A 17,179-nucleotide genomic window follows, 5' to 3' on the forward strand; every position below is an offset into this window, starting at 1 on the left:
CAGGGAAGGACGGGCTGTCATGCGTGCCGAGTTTACCGGCAACAACGCCACGGAAACCATGGCGGCGATCGCCGCAGTGTTACCATGAGCGGTTTGCGCCTCAGGGCAGTCTGCCGGGCGCATCTTGCACAACCAGGTGGAGTCGATACCGATCCATGGACAGCATCAGCATCCGCGGGGCCCGCACCCACAACCTGAAGAACATCGATCTCGACCTGCCGCGCGACCGGCTGATCGTGATCACGGGCGTGTCCGGCTCCGGCAAGTCGTCGCTGGCCTTCGACACCCTGTTTGCCGAGGGGCAACGCCGCTACGTAGAGAGCCTGTCCACCTACGCCCGCCAGTTCCTGTCGATGATGGAAAAGCCGGACGTGGACCAGATCGAGGGCCTGTCGCCGGCGATCTCCATCGAACAGAAGAGCACCTCGCACAACCCGCGCTCCACGGTCGGCACCATCACCGAGATCTACGACTACCTGCGCCTCCTGTTCGCGCGCGCCGGCGAGCCGCGCTGCCCGGAACACGGCGAGACCCTGGCCGCCCAGACCATCTCGCAGATGGTGGATCAGGTGCTGGATCTGCCCGAGGGCGAGAAGGTGATGCTGCTGGCCCCGATCGTGCGCGGACGCAAGGGCGAGCACCACAAGCTGCTGGAGTCCATGCGCGCCCAGGGCTACCTGCGCGCCCGCATCAATGGCGAGATCCACGACCTCGATGCCCTGCCCGCGCTGGATGCCAAGCGCAAGCACAACATCGAGATCGTGATCGACCGTTTCAAGGTCCGCGAGGACCTGCGCCAGCGCCTGGCCGAGTCCTTCGAGACGGCGACCGAGCTGGCCGACGGGCTGGCGCTGATCGCCTGGATGGACGAGCCCGAACGCGAGCCCATGATTTTTTCCGCGCGCTATGCCTGCCCCGTCTGCGGCTATGCGCTGCGCGAGCTGGAGCCCCGGCTGTTCTCGTTCAACAACCCGGCCGGCGCCTGCCCCACCTGTGATGGCCTCGGCGTGCGCCAGTACTTCGACCCGGAGCGGGTGGTCTCGCAACCCGAACTGAGTCTGGCTGGCGGGGCGGTGCGTGGCTGGGACCGGCGCAATGCCTGGTACTTCAGTCTGCTGAACAGCCTGGCCCGGCATTACGGCTTTGACGTCGAGAGCCCCTGGCAGGAGCTGCCGGCCGAGGTCCGCGCCGTGGTGCTGCACGGCTCCGGCAAGGACAAGGTCAAGCTGTCGACCCCGGCCGCGAATGGCCGCCTGCGCACGGACGAGCGCGTGTTCGAAGGGGTGATCCCGAACCTGGAACGGCGCTACCGCGAGACCGACTCCGCAGCCGTACGCGAGGAACTGGGGCGCTACCTGGCCGAACAGGCCTGCCCCGAGTGCCACGGCACGCGCCTGAACTCCGCGGCGCGCCACGTGTTCGTCAGCGACCTCACGCTGCCCGAGGTCACGCACATGAGCGTGGCCGATGCCCGGGCCTTCTTCGGCGAGCTGCGCCTGCCGGGACGCTTCGCCCAGATCGCAGAGAAGATCGTGCGCGAGATCGGCGCGCGCCTGGGATTCCTGAACGATGTCGGGCTCGACTATCTGACCCTGGATCGCTCCGCCGACACGCTGTCGGGCGGCGAGGCCCAGCGTATCCGGCTGGCGTCACAGATCGGGTCGGCCCTGGTGGGGGTGATGTACATCCTCGATGAGCCGTCGATCGGCCTGCACCAGCGCGACAACGAGCGCCTACTGAAGACGCTTTGTCACCTGCGGGATCTCGGCAACACGGTGGTGGTCGTCGAGCACGACGAGGATGCGATCCGTGCCGCCGATCATGTGGTCGATATCGGCCCCGGTGCGGGCCGTCATGGTGGGCAGATCGTCGCCGCCGGCACCCCCGACGAGGTGGCCCGCACACCGGATTCACTGACTGGGGCCTATCTCACCGGGACACGCGCGATCGCCGTCCCGGAGAAGCGCGTCGAACCGGACCCCGAGCGCGAGATCCGCGTGATCGGCGCGCGCGGCAACAACCTGAAGGGCGGCGACTTCGCGTTCCCGACGGGCCTGCTCACCTGTGTCACCGGCGTCTCCGGATCCGGCAAATCGACCCTGGTCAACAATACGCTCTACCCGGCCGTCGCCGTGGCCCTGCATGGCGGGCGCCACACGATCGCGCCGCACGAGCGCATCGACGGCCTCGAGCTAATCGACAAGGTCGTCGACATCGACCAGAGCCCGATCGGCCGCACCCCGCGCTCGAACCCCGCGACCTACACCGGCCTGTTCACGCCGATCCGTGAGCTGTTTGCCGCCACCGCCGAGGCCCGCTCGCGCGGCTACAAGCCCGGTCGCTTCTCGTTCAACGTGCGCGGCGGCCGCTGCGAGGCTTGCCAGGGCGACGGCGTGATCAAGGTGGAGATGCACTTCCTGCCGGATGTCTTCGTCCCCTGCGACGTCTGCAAGGGCAAGCGCTACAACCGCGAGACCCTAGAGGTCCGCTACAAGGGCAAGAGCATCCACGAGGTACTGGAGATGACGGTCGAGGAGGCCCTGGAGTTCTTCCAGCCCGTCCCAGTGATCCATCGCAAGCTCGAGATGCTGATGGAGGTCGGACTGTCCTACATCCAGCTCGGCCAGAACGCCACCACCCTGTCCGGTGGCGAGGCCCAGCGCATCAAGCTGGCGCGCGAGCTGTCCAAACGCGATACCGGCCGCACCCTGTACATCCTCGACGAGCCCACCACCGGCCTGCATTTCGAGGACATCGCCCAGCTCTTGCGAGTACTCCACCGCCTGCGCGACCACGGCAATACGATCGTCGTGATCGAACACAACCTCGATGTGATCAAGACTGCCGACTGGCTGATCGACATCGGACCAGAGGGCGGTAGCGGCGGTGGCGAGCTGTTGGTGGCCGGCACCCCCGAGGCGGTCGCCAGTACCCCGCGCAGCCACACAGGCCGCTTTCTGGCGCCCTTGCTCGATACACGCCAGAATCGAGTCGCATCCGCCTGATACTTCGCCGGGGGAGTTTGCCTTCCCCCAGACGCAAAAAAGCCGGCCCAAGAGGCCGGCTTTTTAATGCGCGAGCAGTCGCCTATCAGGCGGCTTCGCCGTTCTCCTGATCTGCACTCGGCTCCGGCCGATCGACCAGCTCGACATACGCCATCGGCGCGTTGTCGCCTGCGCGGTTCCCGCACTTCAGGATGCGCAGGTAGCCACCCGGCCGACCCTCGTAGCGCGGACCCAGCTCGGTGAACAGCTTGCCCACGATCTCCTTGTCACGAAGGCGGGCGAACGCCGTACGACGACCGTGCACGCTGTCTTCCTTCGCGAGGGTGATCAGCGGCTCGGCCACACGGCGAAGCTCTTTGGCCTTCGGCAGCGTGGTCTTGATCAGTTCGTGCCGGAACAGGGCCACGGACAGGGCCTGAAAAGTGGCCTTGCGGTGCGAGCTGTTACGGCCCAGCTGACGGCCGGAATGACGATGACGCATGAGAGATTTCCTCTGAAATACGGTTGGCGCGAAGCGCCGTGATTACTCGTTGTCGTCGCGCAGACCCGGCGGCGGCCAGTTCTCGAGACGCATCCCGAGCGACAGACCGTGAGTGGCCAGCGTGTCCTTGATCTCGGTCAGCGACTTCTTGCCCAGGTTGGGAGCACGCAGCAGCTCAACCTCGGTACGCTGGACCAGATCACCAATGTAGTACAGGTTCTCCGCCTTCAGGCAGTTCGCCGAACGCACGGTCAGTTCCAGCTCGTCCACCGGACGCAGCAGGATCGGATCGATCGCGCCAGCGGTCGTGCCCGGCACCTCGCCCGTCTCTTCCTGGAGATCGACGAACGGGGCCAGCTGACCCTGCAGGATCGTCGCCGCCTGACGCACCGCGTCATCCGGTGCGATCGCACCATTTGTTTCCAGCTCCAGCACCAGGCGATCCATGTCGGTGCGCTGCGCCAGACGGGCGCTCTCGACACGGTAGGCGACACGGCGGATCGGGCTAAAGCTGGCATCCAGCAGCAGCCGGCCAATGCCGGTCTCGTCACCTTCGGCCTGACGTCGAGTACTCACCGGCTCGTAGCCGCGCCCGGCACGGGCGGTCAGGGTCATGTCGATTTCGACATTCTTGGTGATCGTCGCGATCACATGTTCCGGGTTCACGACTTCGACATCGTGATCCACGGTGATGTCACCGGCGGTCACCACGCACGGGCCCTTTTTCTTCAGGCTCAGCGTCGACTCTTCGCGGCTGTGCATGCGCAGCGCCACACCCTTCAGGTTCAGCAGGATGTCGACCACGTCTTCCTGCACACCTTCGATCGCGGTGTACTCGTGCAGCACGCCCTCGATACGGGCCTCGACGATCGCGGCACCCGGGATCGACGACAGCAGCACGCGGCGCAGGGCGTTGCCCAGCGTATGACCGAAGCCCCGCTCGAGCGGCTCCAGCGCGACCTTGGCCTGGTTCCGATTCTCGGCCTCGACCTCGATCTGTTGTTTCTTGACCAGTTCGTTGGACTGCATGGTGTCTCCTGGCGGAAGGCCGCTATACGGTTACTTCGAGTACAGCTCGACGACGAGCGACTCGTTGATGTCGGCGGGCAGGTCGGAGCGGTCCGGGATCGCCTTGAAGGTGCCCTCGAACTTGCTCGTGTCCACTTCCACCCAGGACGGAAAACCGCTCTGCTCGGCCAGGGTCATGGAATCCTGGATACGCACCTGCTTGCGTGCCTTCTCGCGAATGCTGACGACGTCGGACGGCTGCACCTGGTAGGCGGCGATATTCACCACCTGACCATTGACCAGCACCGCGCGGTGCGAGACCAGCTGACGCGCCTCGGACCGGGTGCTGCCGAAGCCCATGCGATAAACGACGTTGTCCAGACGGCCTTCCAGCAGCTTCAGCAGGTTTTCACCCGTGGAGCCCTTGCGCTGAGCGGCCTTCTTGTAATAGTTGCGGAACTGCTTTTCCAGCACCCCGTAGATACGGCGCAGCTTCTGCTTTTCACGCAGCTGCACGGCGTAATCGGACAGGCGGGTACGGCGTTCGCCGTGCTGCCCCGGGGCTTTGTCCAGCTTGCACTTGGTCTCCAGCGCGCGCGCCCGGCTCTTCAGCCCCAGGTCCACGCCTTCGCGGCGACTCAACTTGCATTTCGGTCCAATGTAACGAGCCATTCTTGAACTCCAGCCTTAAACGCGGCGTTTCTTGGGCGGCCGGCAGCCGTTGTGAGGGATCGGGGTGACATCACTGATGTTCGTGATCTTGAACCCCGCATTGTTCAGCGCACGTACCGCCGACTCGCGACCCGGGCCCGGACCGCGAACCATCACGTCGAGGTTCTTCACGCCGTGCTCGGCTGCGGCCGAACCGGCACGTTCCGCGGCCACCTGGGCTGCGAACGGAGTCGACTTGCGCGAGCCACGGAAGCCTGAGCCACCCGAGGTGGCCCAGCTGATCGTGTTGCCCTGACGATCGGTGATGGTGATGATCGTGTTGTTGAACGTGGCGTACACGTGTGCCACGCCCTCGGCGATATTTTTGCGGACCTTTTTCTTGGTCCGGGTCTGCGCTTGTGCCATGTACCTGTGATCCCAGTCTGATTACTTACGAATCGGGCGACGCGGGCCCTTGCGGGTCCGGGCGTTCGTCTGCGTCTGCTGGCCGCGCAGCGGCAGGCCGCGACGATGACGCACCCCGCGATAGCAGCCCAGATCCATCAACCGCTTGATGTTCATGCTGATCTCGCGGCGCAGATCCCCTTCCACCGGAATGCGATCGATCTGCGCACGCAGAGCGTCGACTTCGGCATCGGTCAGATCCCGCACCTTGATTTCCGGACGCACACCGGCGGCCTCGCAGATCTGGCGGGCCCGAGTCGGGCCAATGCCATAGATCGCGGTCAGCGCAACCACGGTGTGCTTCTGGTCAGGAATATTGATTCCAGCGACGCGAGCCATCCAACATCTCCATCAGAAACCGGCAAAGCCGGCTATAGTAGCAATGAATACCAGTGACGCCAAGCCTTAGCCCTGACGTTGTTTGTGGCGCTTGTCCGAGCAGATCACGCGGACCACGCCATTACGCCGGATCACCTTGCAGTTGCGGCAGATCGGCTTTACGGATGCCCGTACCTTCATGGTCTTTCTCCTTCAACGGATTCCCAACGGGATGGTCTAGCGGATCCCGGTCCCGCCGAATCCCTTCAGATTCGCCTTTTTCATCAGTCCTTCGTACTGGTGCGACACCAGGTGCGATTGCAACTGGGCCATGAAGTCCATCACTACGATCACGATGATCAGCAGCGAGGTCCCACCAAAGTAGAAGGGCACGTTCCAGTACAGGATCAGGAACTCCGGCAGCAGACACACGGCGGTAATGTACACCGCACCCACCGCGGTCAACCGGGTCATGACCCCGTCGATAAACCGTTCCGTCTGGACGCCCGGCCGGATCCCCGGAATAAAGGCGCCCTGCTTCTTCAGGTTTTCCGCCGTATCGCGCGAGTTGAACACCAGCGCGGTATAGAAGAAACAGAAGAAAATAATCGCCGCCGCGTAAAAGCCCACGTACAGCGGCTGACCGGGCGCAAGCGTCGTCGACAGCTCGCGCAGCCAGTCCATGCCTTCGGCCTGTCCAAACCATTGCCCCAGGGTCGAGGGGAACAGAATGATACTCGACGCGAAGATCGGCGGGATCACGCCCGCCATGTTCAACTTCAGCGGCAGGTGGGAGGACTGTCCACCGACAACCTTTCTCCCGACCTGGCGTTTCGCGTAGTTGATCGTGACGCGCCTCTGTCCGCGCTCGACGAACACCACGAAGGCCGTCACCGCGAGCGCCAGCACGATCAGGATCACCACAAACGCGGCCGCCAGCTCACCGGTACGCGCCAGTTCCAGGGTGCCGCCAATCGCACCCGGCAGACCCGCCACGATCCCGGCGAAGATGATGATCGAGATACCGTTACCAATCCCGCGCTCGGTGATCTGCTCACCCAGCCACATCAGGAACAGGGTACCCGTCACCAGCGAGACGACCACCGTAAAGATGAAGATCGGTCCCGGGTTCAGCGCCATCGGCATGCCCTGAATGGTCTGCCCGTTGAGCGCGATTCCGATGCCGATACTCTGAAACAGCGCCAGCGCCACGGTCCCGTAGCGCGTGTACTGCGTAATCTTGCGTCGGCCCTGCTCGCCTTCCTTCTTCAGCTGCTGCAGCGCCGGCACGGTCGCGGCCAGCAGCTGCATGATGATCGCCGCCGAAATATACGGCATCACCCCGAGGGCGAAGATCGACAGCCGCTCAAGCGCACCCCCGGAAAACATGTTGAACATGTCCAGGATCGTGCCGCTTTGCTGTTCGAAGAACTGCGATACGGCGACTGGGTTAATCCCCGGCACCGGGATAAACGTCCCGATGCGGTAGACGACCAGAGCGCCCAGCACGAACAGCAGGCGTTGACGCAACTCGGTAAAGCCGGTGAGCCCGCCACCGGATCGTGCTGTCGCTCCACGCGCCATTATTCGGCCTCGACGCTCCCGCCGGCCGCCTCAATGGCTGCCTTGGCCCCCTTGGTCACGCCCACGCCCTTGACGACGCAGGCCTGGGTGACTTCACCGGACGCGAAGATCTTCGCGGTCTGGGTAATCTCGGGAATAACGCCAGCCTTCTTCAGGCTCTCCAGCGTGACCTCACCGTCAACCTTGGCCAGCTCGCTCAGGCGAACCTCGGCGGAATAGCGCTGCTTGCGCGACCGAAAGCCCACCTTGGGCAAACGGCGCTGCAACGGCATCTGACCGCCTTCGAAGCCGGTCTTGGTGAAGCCGCCGGAGCGGGACTTCTGGCCCTTGTGGCCACGACCGCCGGTCTTGCCCAGGCCGGAGCCGATGCCACGCCCCACGCGCTTGCCCGGCTTGCGGGCACCGGCGGGGCTCGAAATGTCGTTGAGTCGCATAGGTCAGACTTCCTCTACCTTCAGCAGGTACGACACCTTGTGGACCATACCGAGATTCTCGGGGGTGGCCTCGATCACAGAGGTGCTGTGGGTCTTGCGCAGGCCGAGGCCGCGAACACAGGCCTTGTGATTCTTCAGCCGTCCGGCGGTGCTGCGCACCAGGGTCAGTTTCAGCTTGCTCATGACTAGCTCGTCACTTCGTCGACAGTCTTGCCGCGCTTGGCAGCGACACGTTCGGGCGAGTTCACCTTGGTGAGCCCGTCGATGGTCGCCTGCACGACGTTGATCGGATTGCGCGAACCAACACACTTGGCCAGCACGTTGTGCACACCCGCCACTTCGAGCACCGCGCGCATCGCACCACCGGCGATGACACCCGTACCCTCGGAGGCCGGCTGCATGTAGACCTTCGCGGCGCCATGACGGCCGTTGACCGCATAGTGCAGCGTGCCGTCCTTCAGTGAGACATCGCGCATCTCCTGACGCGCCTGCTGCATCGCCTTCTGGATCGCCTGCGGGACCTCACGGGCTTTGCCGTAGCCAAAGCCAACGCGGCCTTCGCCATCGCCAACCACGGTCAGCGCGGCAAAGCGGAACTGACGACCGCCCTTGACCACTTTGGCCACGCGGTTCACGCCGATCAGCTTTTCTTGCAGGCCGTCGGTGGCTTCGCTTACATCATTACGTGCCATTTATCTTCTCCGGTGGGTCGCGTTGGACTAGAACTGCAGGCCGTTTTCACGGGCGGCGTCGGCCAGGGCCTTCACCCGTCCGTGATAACGAAAGCCCGCACGGTCGAACGCGACCTGTTCGATTCCGGCTTTCTTTGCGCGCTCGGCAATCGCCTGCCCCACACGGGCCGCCGCGTCGGCGTTCCCGGTGTTGCCGGCGCTTTTCAGATCCTTCTCGACGGTAGAGGCAGCAGCCACCACCGCGTCGCCCGAAGGCGCAATGATCTGGGCATACATGTGGCGCGGCGTCCGGTGAATACAGAGACGATGCACCCCCAGCTCGCGGATCTTGAACCGCGCGCGACGCGCTCTCTTAAGTCTGGCCTCTTTCTTGTCCACTGGTGCCTACCTACTTCTTCTTGGCTTCTTTACGCACAATGCGCTCGTCTTTGTACTTCACGCCCTTGCCCTTGTAGGGCTCCGGCGGGCGGAAGGCGCGAATGTTCGCGGCCACCTGGCCCACCTTCTGGCGATCCGTCCCCTTCACTACGACCTCGGTCGCGCTGGGCGTCTCGATCGTGACCCCTTCGGGCACTTCAAACTCAATCGGGTGCGAGTAGCCTAGCGTCAAATTCAGCTTGGCACCCTGCATCTGCGCGCGGTAACCGACGCCCACCAGCTCGAGTTTGCGCTCGAAACCCTCGCTCACGCCGTGCACATGGTTGCCCAGGATGGCACGGATGGTACCCGCAAGAGCGCTGTTCTTGGCGTGTTCGTTCGGCTTCACCTGAACGACACCATCTTCGACGGTGACCGTGACGGCTTCGGGGCAGCTCAGCTGCAACTCGCCCTTCGGGCCCTTGACCTTGATCTCGCCGTCCGCCTGCTCCACGGCCACGCCGTTGGGCAGCTTGATCGGCAGGTTTGCAATGCGCGACATGGCTGATTCCTCAGTAAATCTTGCAGAGGACCTCGCCGCCCTGGCCGGCGGCCCGGGCTGCGCGATCACTCATGACACCCTGCGGCGTGGAAATCACCGCGACACCGAGCCCCTGGTTAATACGCGGGAGCTCGTCCTTGCCGCGGTAGATCCGCAAGCCCGGGCGGGAGATCCGTTCAACGCTTTCGATGACCGGACGCCCCTCGAAATATTTCAGCTTCACCACCAGCTTCTTCTGCGCGACCTCGCCCTCGACCTGGACGTCGCCCACATAGCCCTCGTCGGCAAACACCTTGAGGATTCGCTCCTTGGCTTTGCTGAACGGGATCGCGACCTGCTCCTTGTTCGCGCGCTGCGCATTGCGCACGCGGGTGAGCATGTCGGAAATCGGATCGGTCATCATTGCTTCTGTCTCCTTACCAGCTCGACTTGCGCAGGCCCGGGATTTCGCCCTTCATGGCGTGCTCCCGCAGCTTGTTCCGCCCAAGGCCGAACCGACGGTAATAACCTTTCGGGCGACCGGTGACGCCACAGCGGTTTGTCTGTCGCACCGCCGCGGAATCACGCGGCAGCTTCTGCAATGCATGCATCGCGGCCAGGCGTTCCTCGGAGGACTTGGTTTCGTCCACCAGGATGGCCTTCAGTTCCGCACGCTTTGCGGCATATTTCTGGACCAGATGGGCGCGCTTCTTCTCGCGCTCGATCATCGATGTCTTCGCCATGTGCGCCTACCTCTTAGTTCCGGAACGGGAAACGGAAGGCTTCTAGCAGGGCCTTGGCTTCCTCGTCCGTCTTCGCGCTGGTTGTGATCGTGATGTCCATGCCGCGAATCTTGTCGACACGGTCATAATCAATCTCGGGAAAGATGATCTGTTCCTTGATGCCCATGGAGTAGTTCCCACGGCCATCAAACGCCTTTGCGCTGAAGCCACGGAAATCCCGCACACGCGGCAACGCCACGTTGATCAGGCGATCCAGAAACTCGTACATCTGCCGACTACGAAGGGTCACCTTGCAACCGATCGGATAGTCGTCACGGATCTTGAACCCGGCGATCGACTTGCGGGCCTTCGTCACCACGGGCTTCTGCCCGGCGATAGCCGTCATGTCGCTGACCGCATGTTCAATGATCTTCTTGTCCGCAACTGCATCACCCAGACCCATGTTCAGGGTTACCTTGGTGACACGCGGGATCTCCATCACGTTGGCATAGCTGAACTGCTTCTGCAGCGCCTGCTTCACGTTGGATTCGTATTCTTCTCTCAAGCGTTCCATAAACCGTCCGTCCGCGTTATGCGTCCACGACCTCGCCGTTCGATCGGAAGACACGGACCTTGCGGCCATCTTCCAGGGTCTTGAACGACACGCGATCACCCTTGTCGGTTGCCGGGTTAAAGAGCATCACATTGGAGACATCGATCGGCATTTCCTTCTCGATGATCCCGCCCCCGATCCCACGCTGGGGATTGGGCTTCTGATGCTTCTTCACCATGTTGATGTTCTGGACCAGGACCTTGCCATCCAGCACCTTGATGATGGTGCCTCGACGGCCCTTGTCCTTTCCTGCGATCACGACGACGTCGTCGCCTTTGCGAATCTTATTCATGACGACCTCACAGCACTTCCGGGGCGAGGGAGATGATCTTCATGTACTTCTCCCCTCGCAGTTCACGCGTCACCGGCCCGAAGATACGAGTGCCGATCGGCTGATGCTGATTGTTCAGCAGCACCGCCGCATTGCGGTCGAAACGAATGATCGAACCGTCGGGGCGCCGAACACCCGCGGCGGTGCGCACGACGACCGCATTATAGACGTCGCCTTTTTTGACCTTGCCGCGCGGGATGGCGTCCTTGACGCTCACCTTGATCACATCGCCCACGCGCGCATAGCGACGGTGCGAGCCGCCCAGCACCTTGATGCACTGGATGCGACGGGCGCCGCTGTTATCGGCGGCCTCGAGAACGGTCTGCATTTGAATCATGACTTCTCTCCCAGCGGCCGATTAAAGCGCGTCTTGCCCGACCACTTCGATCAGGGCAAAGCGCTTCTGCTTGGACATCGGCCGGCACTCACGGATACGCACACGGTCACCCATGCGCGAGACATTGTCTTCGTCATGGACGTGCAGCTTGGTGCTGCGCCGAATGAACTTGCCATACAGCGGATGACGCACGCGGCGCTCGACCAGGACGGTGCGGGTCTTGTCCATCTTGTCGCTGATCACGCGCCCAACGACGGATCGCTGGGTTTTGGAGACTTGCTCGGTCATCTTCTTAGCCTGCCTTTCGTTCGTTCATCAGCGTCTTGATCTGCGCGATCTCGCGCCGGACCTTGCCCACCCGGTCGGGGCGCGCCAGCTGGCCGACGGCCTTCTGCATACGCAGCCCGAATTGCTCCTTGTAGAGCGCCTCGAGCTCAGTGCTGAGCTCGTCGTCGGATTTCTTTCTCAGTTCGCTCGCTTTCATCACATCACCTGCCGACGGGTAAACACCGTCTTCACCGGCAATTTGGCTGCCGCCAGACGCATCGCCTCACGCGCGACGTCCTCGTGCACACCTTCCATTTCGTAGAGCATGCGACCAGGCTGCACCTTGCAAACCCAGTACTCGACGCCGCCCTTACCCTTACCCATACGGACTTCAAGCGGCTTCTTGGTCACCGGCACATCCGGGAACACCCGAATCCAGATCTTCCCGCCACGCTTGATGTGGCGGACCATCGCGCGACGCGCGGCCTCGATCTGGCGAGCCGTAATCCGGCCCCGCTCGACGGCCTGCAGGCCGTACTCGCCGAAGCTGACCTTGGCGCCGGTCGAGGCCATGCCCCGGTTACGGCCCTTGAACTGCTTGCGGAACTTGGTTCTTTTTGGCTGCAGCATGATCTTTCAGTCCTAGCTCGCGTTGGCGGCGGCACGGGTCCCTTCGGTCGGCTCCAGGCCAAAGACCTCGCCCTTGAAGATCCACACCTTCACGCCAATGATCCCGTAGGTGGTCCGCGCTTCGGCAAACCCGTAGTCAATATCAGCACGCAGGGTATGCAGCGGCACGCGGCCTTCGCGGTACCACTCGGAGCGCGCGATCTCGGCGCCGTTCAGGCGACCGGACACGTGCACCTTGATGCCCTGGGCGCCGAGGCGCATCGCGTTGCCGACGGCGCGCTTCATCGCGCGGCGGAACATGATGCGGCGCTCCAGCTGCTGCGCGATCCCTTCGGCCACCAGCTGGGCCTCGATCTCGGGCTTGCGCACCTCTTCAATATTGATCTTGACCGTGCCTTTCTCGAGACCCGTCTCGCGGGCCACGTCCTGGCGCAGCTTCTCGATGTCTTCGCCCTTCTTGCCGATCACGATGCCCGGACGCGCGGTCTGGATCGTGATATGCGCGGCCTTCGCCGGGCGGGAGATGCTGATGCGGCTCACCGACGCGTGGGCCAGTTTCTTCTGCAGAAACTCGCGCAACTTGATGTCGTTGTTCAGCGTCTCGCCAAACTCGCGGCCGTCGGCGTACCAAGTGGCCGACCACGGGCGAGAGATGCCCAGGCGGATGCCGGTCGGATGTACTTTCTGACCCATGCTTAGGCTCCCTTCTCGCTAACGCCGATGACGATATGGCTGGTGCGCTTCAGGATGCGGTTACCGCGGCCTTTGGCACGCGCGTGCATCCGCTTGAGCACCGGCCCTTCGTCGACCTGGATGCGCGAGATGCGCAGCTCGTCGATGTCGGCACCGTCGTTGTTCTCCGCGTTCGCGATGGCGGACTCCAGCACCTTTTTCACAATGGCGGCCGGCTTCTTCGCGCTGAACGTGAGTTCGTTGAGCGCCTCTTCCACCCGCAGGCCACGCACCTGGTCGGCGACCAGGCGAGCCTTTTGCGGGGAGATCCGCGCGAAACGCAGTTTTGCAATCGTTTCCATCGTTCGTCCTCAGCGCGACTTCTTGTTCGCGATATGACCCTTGAAGGTCCGCGTCAAGGCAAATTCGCCCAGCTTGTGGCCCACCATGTTCTCGTTGACGAGGACAGGCACGTGCTGCCGGCCGTTGTGGACGGCGATGGTCAACCCGACCATCTGCGGGATGATCATCGAACGCCGGGACCAGGTCTTGATCGGTCGACGATCGTTCTTCTCGACCGCATCTTCCACCTTCTTGCGCAGGTGGTGGTCGACGAACGGGCCTTTCTTCAGTGAACGCGGCATGCTGGGACTCCGTTACTTCTTACGCCGACGAACAATCATGCCGTCGGTACGCTTGTTATTGCGGGTCTTGTAACCCTTGGTCGGACGACCCCACGGGGTCACCGGATGACGGCCAAAGTTGCGGCCTTCGCCACCACCATGCGGGTGATCGACCGGGTTCATGGCGGTACCACGCACGGTCGGGCGGACACCCTTCCAGCGCTTGGCGCCGGCCTTGCCGTATTTCTTCAGGCTGTGCTCGGAGTGGCCAACTTCGCCCACCACGGCGCGGCACTCGGACAGGACGCGGCGCATCTCGCCCGAACCTAGACGCAGGGTGGCGTGCTGTCCTTCGCGGGCCACGACCTGCGCGGACGTACCGGCGGAGCGAACCATCTGCGCACCCTTGCCAGGCTTGAGCTCGACACAATGCACGGTGGTACCGACCGGGATCGAGCGTAGCGGCATGGCGTTGCCCGGACGAATCGGGGCCTGGTTACCACTCGCGACCTGATCACCCTGGTTCAGACCCTTCGGCGCGATGATGTAGCGACGCTCGCCGTCGGCGTACAGTAGCAGGGCCAGGTGGGCGCTGCGGTTCGGATCATACTCCAGCCGCTCGACCCGCGCCGGCACGTTGTCCTTGTTGCGCTTGAAGTCGACCACACGGTAGCGCTGCTTGTGACCGCCACCCACGTGCCGCGTAGTAATACGGCCCGTGTTGTTGCGACCGCCGCTACGGGTCTTCTTCTCGACCAGCGCGGCATGCGGCGCACCCTTGTACAGGTTGTCGCCACGGATCTGCACCGCGTGACGACGACCGGCCGAAGTCGGATTCGTCTTGATAATCGCCATGACTAGACCTGGTCTCCTTCACCCATGTCGATGCTCTCGCCTTCGGCCAGCGCGACATAAGCCTTCTTCCAGTGATTGCGGCGCCCAAAAAGGCGCCCAAAGCGCTTCTTCTTGCCCTGCTGGTTCAGGGTGCGGACATTCTCGACCCGCACCTGGAACAGATGCTCGACCGCCGCCTTGATTTCTTCTTTGCTCGCGTCGGGCAGCACGCGGAACACGTACTGACCGACCTCGCCGGCCATGGTGGATTTCTCGGAAACCACCGGGCCCTGAATTACCTGCATCAGACGCGCATTCATGCCAGCCACTCCTCAACCTTGCGGATCGCCGCTTCGGTCATCACGACCGTCTCCGCGCCGACCAGATTGGCCGGATTGATGCCGGCAACGTCGACGATGTCGATATGCGGCACGTTACCCAGCGCACGAGCGGTCATGTCATCCGCCTCGGCCAGCACGACCAGCCCCTTCGCGAGACCCAGCTCCTTGAGCTTGGCAACGCCGTCGCGGGTCTTGCCCGATGCCACGGCGAAGTCGGCCACCACCTTCAGCCGTTCTTGACGGACCAGCTCGGAGAGGATCGACGCCATCGCGGCGCGATACATCTTCTTGTTCAGCTTCTGCGAGAAGTCCCGGGTGCGCGCCGCAAAGACTTTGCCACCACCGGTCCACAGCGGGCTGCGGATCGTGCCGGCACGGGCGCGGCCCGTGCCTTTCTGGCGAAACGGCTTCGCACCACCGCCGCTCACGTCGGAGCGCGTCTTCTGCGCACGGGTGCCCTGGCGCTGCCCCGCGAGGAACGCGACCACGCTCTGGTGCACCAGCGACTCGTTAAAGTCGCGCTCGAAGCACACGGGCGACAACTCTACGCTGGCACCGGTATCGGCTGTCGTTACTTGCATTGTCTTCAACCCTTCGCCTTGACGGCCGGACGAATCATCACGTCAGTGCTGGGCGCACCCGGCACCGCGCCCTGGATCAGCACGAGGCTGCGATCCGCATCCACCCGAACAACCTTCAGGTTCTGGATCGTCTTGCGCTCGGCGCCCATATGGCCCGCCATCTTCTTGCCCTTGAACACACGACCCGGGCTCTGGTTCTGCCCGATCGAACCCGGGGCGCGGTGCGCCAGCGAGTTACCGTGGGTCGCGTCTTGCGTGCGGAAGTTATGACGCTTGACCGCACCCTGGAAACCCTTGCCCTTGCTCTGAGAGGTCACGTCAACGACCTGACCTTCCTCGAAGCGATCAACCGTGATGGCGTCACCCGGGGCCAGGCCCTCGAGCTCATCCGCCTCAACACGGAATTCCCAGAGACCGCGCCCAGGCTCGACCGAGGCCGCAGCATAGTGCCCCGCTTCGGGCTTGCTGACCCGGGACGCCTTGCGTGCGCCGGCCGTCACCTGGACCGCGTTGTAGCCGTCGCCTTCACTGCGCTTGATCTGGACCACGCGATTGTTGTCCACCTGCAGCACAGTCACCGGCACGGAGACGCCGTCGTCAGTGAAGACGCGGCTCATGCCTAGTTTGCGACCGATGAGTCCAATGGCCATTGCAAAACCCCTTCCGTATCGAACGGCGCTGGCAAGCGCCCTAAAGCCGTGGCCCGGCGAACAGTCCCGCCGGGCCACGGAAAGCCCAATAGTATGGCAGAAAGTTACGAGTTAGTTAAGTCGAATCTGAACATTCACGCCCGCGGCGAGGTCCAGCTTCATCAGGGCATCCACGGTCTTGTCGGTCGGATCGAGGATGTCCATCAAACGCTTGTGCGTACGCAGCTCGTACTGGTCTCGCGCGTCCTTGTTGACGTGCGGCGAGATCAGAACCGTGTACGACTCACGCTTGGTCGGGAGCGGGATGGGCCCCTTCACGCGGGCGCCCGTGCGCTTCGCGGTTTCGACGATCTCGGCCGCCGAGCGGTCGATCAGTCGATGGTCAAAGGCCTTCAGGCGAATTCGGATACGCTGGTTTGCCATCTCACTCACTCAATAATCTTGGATACGACGCCGGCGCCGACGGTGCGGCCGCCTTCGCGAATCGCAAAGCGCAGACCATCTTCCATCGCGATCGGGCTGATCAGCGACACGGTCATCTTCACGTTGTCACCCGGCATCACCATCTCGGTGCCTTCCGGCAGCTCCACCGAACCCGTCACGTCCGTCGTGCGGAAGTAGAACTGCGGGCGATAACCATTGAAGAACGGGGTATGACGACCACCCTCGTCCTTGCCCAGGATGTACACCTCGGCCTCGAAATGCGTGTGCGGGTTGATCGAACCCGGCTTGCACAGCACCTGACCACGCTGCACTTCGTCGCGCTTGGTACCACGCAGCAGAATGCCCACGTTGTCGCCCGCTTCGCCCTGGTCCAGCAGCTTGCGGAACATCTCGACACCGGTGACCGTGGTCTTCTGGGTGTCGCGGATACCGACAATCTCGATTTCCTCGCCCACCTTGACCACACCGCGCTCGATACGACCGGTCACCACCGTGCCGCGGCCGGAGATCGAGAACACGTCCTCCACCGGCATCAGGAAGTCGCCGTCCACGGCGCGTTCCGGCTCCGGAATCCAGGTGTCCATCGCTTCGACCAGCT

At 63.2% G+C, this 17,179-nt stretch carries 30 protein-coding genes; 1 reads left to right on the forward strand and 29 read right to left on the reverse strand.

Annotated elements, in window-relative coordinates; genetic code table 11:
- Positions 1–155 precede the first annotated feature (155 nt).
- Positions 156–3,005 carry an excinuclease ABC subunit UvrA gene (gene uvrA, locus G015_RS0113190; protein ID WP_018994261.1) on the forward strand — a complete coding sequence of 950 codons (2,850 nt, stop codon included), beginning with the start codon at positions 156–158 and terminating at the stop codon, positions 3,003–3,005.
- A gap of 85 nt (positions 3,006–3,090) precedes the next feature.
- On the opposite strand, the gene rplQ is transcribed toward uvrA, so the two are convergent.
- The 29 genes from rplQ to G015_RS0113335 form a co-directional block, all read right to left on the reverse strand.
- On the reverse strand, positions 3,091–3,486 hold the full coding sequence (gene rplQ / locus G015_RS0113195; RefSeq protein WP_018138191.1) for a 50S ribosomal protein L17: 396 nt from the start codon (positions 3,484–3,486) through the stop codon (positions 3,091–3,093).
- A 42-nt stretch (positions 3,487–3,528) separates the two neighbouring features.
- Positions 3,529–4,515, reverse strand: a complete 987-nt coding sequence (gene rpoA / locus G015_RS0113200) for a DNA-directed RNA polymerase subunit alpha (RefSeq protein ID WP_012983507.1) — start codon at positions 4,513–4,515, stop codon at positions 3,529–3,531.
- A gap of 30 nt (positions 4,516–4,545) precedes the next feature.
- Positions 4,546–5,166, reverse strand: coding sequence for a 30S ribosomal protein S4 (gene rpsD, locus G015_RS0113205; protein ID WP_012983508.1), 621 nt, complete (start codon positions 5,164–5,166; stop codon positions 4,546–4,548).
- A 15-nt stretch (positions 5,167–5,181) separates the two neighbouring features.
- Entirely contained in the window at positions 5,182–5,571 is a 390-nt protein-coding gene (rpsK, locus tag G015_RS0113210; protein ID WP_012983509.1) for a 30S ribosomal protein S11, read from the reverse strand.
- 21 nt (positions 5,572–5,592) lie between these two features.
- Positions 5,593–5,949 (reverse strand): 30S ribosomal protein S13, encoded by a 357-nt coding sequence (gene rpsM / locus G015_RS0113215; RefSeq protein WP_012983510.1) that lies wholly within the window; start codon positions 5,947–5,949, stop codon positions 5,593–5,595.
- A gap of 66 nt (positions 5,950–6,015) precedes the next feature.
- Complete coding sequence (gene rpmJ, locus G015_RS0113220) at positions 6,016–6,129, reverse strand: 50S ribosomal protein L36 (RefSeq protein ID WP_012983511.1); 114 nt, start codon at positions 6,127–6,129, stop codon at positions 6,016–6,018.
- Positions 6,130–6,165: 36 nt separating this feature from the next.
- Positions 6,166–7,512, reverse strand: coding sequence for a preprotein translocase subunit SecY (gene secY, locus G015_RS0113225; RefSeq protein WP_012983512.1), 1,347 nt, complete (start codon positions 7,510–7,512; stop codon positions 6,166–6,168).
- Positions 7,512–7,946, reverse strand: a complete 435-nt coding sequence (gene rplO / locus G015_RS0113230) for a 50S ribosomal protein L15 (RefSeq protein WP_018138192.1) — start codon at positions 7,944–7,946, stop codon at positions 7,512–7,514. The genes secY and rplO overlap by 1 nt, the downstream gene beginning before the upstream one ends.
- Positions 7,947–7,949: 3 nt before the next feature.
- A complete protein-coding gene (gene rpmD, locus G015_RS0113235) occupies positions 7,950–8,129 on the reverse strand; it encodes a 50S ribosomal protein L30 (protein WP_018138193.1) in 180 nt (59 codons plus the stop codon).
- Positions 8,130–8,131: 2 nt separating this feature from the next.
- Complete coding sequence (gene rpsE, locus G015_RS0113240; protein ID WP_018138194.1) at positions 8,132–8,638, reverse strand: 30S ribosomal protein S5; 507 nt, start codon at positions 8,636–8,638, stop codon at positions 8,132–8,134.
- 27 nt (positions 8,639–8,665) lie between these two features.
- Positions 8,666–9,016, reverse strand: a complete 351-nt coding sequence (gene rplR, locus G015_RS0113245; protein WP_018138195.1) for a 50S ribosomal protein L18 — start codon at positions 9,014–9,016, stop codon at positions 8,666–8,668.
- A gap of 10 nt (positions 9,017–9,026) precedes the next feature.
- The gene (gene rplF, locus G015_RS0113250; protein ID WP_018994259.1) at positions 9,027–9,557 is read right to left on the reverse strand and encodes a 50S ribosomal protein L6; all 531 of its coding nucleotides are present in this window, start codon (positions 9,555–9,557) and stop codon (positions 9,027–9,029) included.
- A gap of 10 nt (positions 9,558–9,567) precedes the next feature.
- Positions 9,568–9,960, reverse strand: a complete 393-nt coding sequence (gene rpsH, locus G015_RS0113255) for a 30S ribosomal protein S8 (RefSeq protein WP_018138196.1) — start codon at positions 9,958–9,960, stop codon at positions 9,568–9,570.
- Positions 9,961–9,973: 13 nt separating this feature from the next.
- Positions 9,974–10,279: a 30S ribosomal protein S14 gene (gene rpsN, locus G015_RS0113260; protein WP_018138197.1), complete on the reverse strand. Its 306-nt coding sequence runs from the start codon at positions 10,277–10,279 to the stop codon at positions 9,974–9,976.
- A gap of 13 nt (positions 10,280–10,292) precedes the next feature.
- The gene (rplE, locus tag G015_RS0113265) at positions 10,293–10,832 is read right to left on the reverse strand and encodes a 50S ribosomal protein L5 (protein WP_018138198.1); all 540 of its coding nucleotides are present in this window, start codon (positions 10,830–10,832) and stop codon (positions 10,293–10,295) included.
- Positions 10,833–10,848: 16 nt separating this feature from the next.
- On the reverse strand, positions 10,849–11,163 hold the full coding sequence (gene rplX / locus G015_RS0113270) for a 50S ribosomal protein L24 (RefSeq protein WP_018138199.1): 315 nt from the start codon (positions 11,161–11,163) through the stop codon (positions 10,849–10,851).
- A 7-nt stretch (positions 11,164–11,170) separates the two neighbouring features.
- Complete coding sequence (gene rplN / locus G015_RS0113275; RefSeq protein WP_012983522.1) at positions 11,171–11,539, reverse strand: 50S ribosomal protein L14; 369 nt, start codon at positions 11,537–11,539, stop codon at positions 11,171–11,173.
- Positions 11,540–11,560: 21 nt separating this feature from the next.
- On the reverse strand, positions 11,561–11,827 hold the full coding sequence (gene rpsQ / locus G015_RS0113280; RefSeq protein ID WP_018138200.1) for a 30S ribosomal protein S17: 267 nt from the start codon (positions 11,825–11,827) through the stop codon (positions 11,561–11,563).
- A 4-nt stretch (positions 11,828–11,831) separates the two neighbouring features.
- On the reverse strand, positions 11,832–12,023 hold the full coding sequence (gene rpmC / locus G015_RS0113285; protein WP_018138201.1) for a 50S ribosomal protein L29: 192 nt from the start codon (positions 12,021–12,023) through the stop codon (positions 11,832–11,834).
- On the reverse strand, positions 12,023–12,436 hold the full coding sequence (rplP, locus tag G015_RS0113290) for a 50S ribosomal protein L16 (protein WP_012983525.1): 414 nt from the start codon (positions 12,434–12,436) through the stop codon (positions 12,023–12,025). The genes rpmC and rplP overlap by 1 nt, the downstream gene beginning before the upstream one ends.
- A 12-nt stretch (positions 12,437–12,448) precedes the next feature.
- A complete protein-coding gene (gene rpsC / locus G015_RS0113295; RefSeq protein ID WP_012983526.1) occupies positions 12,449–13,129 on the reverse strand; it encodes a 30S ribosomal protein S3 in 681 nt (226 codons plus the stop codon).
- Between the two features lie 2 nt (positions 13,130–13,131).
- The gene (rplV, locus tag G015_RS0113300; RefSeq protein WP_012983527.1) at positions 13,132–13,470 is read right to left on the reverse strand and encodes a 50S ribosomal protein L22; all 339 of its coding nucleotides are present in this window, start codon (positions 13,468–13,470) and stop codon (positions 13,132–13,134) included.
- 9 nt (positions 13,471–13,479) lie between these two features.
- Positions 13,480–13,752, reverse strand: coding sequence for a 30S ribosomal protein S19 (gene rpsS / locus G015_RS0113305; protein ID WP_012983528.1), 273 nt, complete (start codon positions 13,750–13,752; stop codon positions 13,480–13,482).
- Between the two features lie 12 nt (positions 13,753–13,764).
- The gene (gene rplB, locus G015_RS0113310) at positions 13,765–14,586 is read right to left on the reverse strand and encodes a 50S ribosomal protein L2 (RefSeq protein ID WP_018138202.1); all 822 of its coding nucleotides are present in this window, start codon (positions 14,584–14,586) and stop codon (positions 13,765–13,767) included.
- Between the two features lie 2 nt (positions 14,587–14,588).
- Positions 14,589–14,885: a 50S ribosomal protein L23 gene (gene rplW, locus G015_RS0113315; protein WP_012983530.1), complete on the reverse strand. Its 297-nt coding sequence runs from the start codon at positions 14,883–14,885 to the stop codon at positions 14,589–14,591.
- Entirely contained in the window at positions 14,882–15,487 is a 606-nt protein-coding gene (rplD, locus tag G015_RS0113320; protein WP_018862952.1) for a 50S ribosomal protein L4, read from the reverse strand. Before rplD ends, rplW begins: the two co-directional genes overlap by 4 nt.
- A 5-nt stretch (positions 15,488–15,492) precedes the next feature.
- Positions 15,493–16,137, reverse strand: a complete 645-nt coding sequence (rplC, locus tag G015_RS0113325) for a 50S ribosomal protein L3 (RefSeq protein WP_012983532.1) — start codon at positions 16,135–16,137, stop codon at positions 15,493–15,495.
- A gap of 111 nt (positions 16,138–16,248) precedes the next feature.
- Positions 16,249–16,560: a 30S ribosomal protein S10 gene (gene rpsJ, locus G015_RS0113330; RefSeq protein ID WP_012983533.1), complete on the reverse strand. Its 312-nt coding sequence runs from the start codon at positions 16,558–16,560 to the stop codon at positions 16,249–16,251.
- A gap of 5 nt (positions 16,561–16,565) precedes the next feature.
- On the reverse strand, positions 16,566–17,179 hold a 614-nt coding region (locus G015_RS0113335; protein ID WP_020146872.1), incomplete at its 5' end, for an EF-Tu/IF-2/RF-3 family GTPase.

It is taken from the genome of Thioalkalivibrio sp. ALJ15 (genome assembly GCF_000383695.1).
In the GTDB taxonomy this organism is placed as follows: Bacteria; Pseudomonadota; Gammaproteobacteria; order Ectothiorhodospirales; family Ectothiorhodospiraceae; genus Thioalkalivibrio.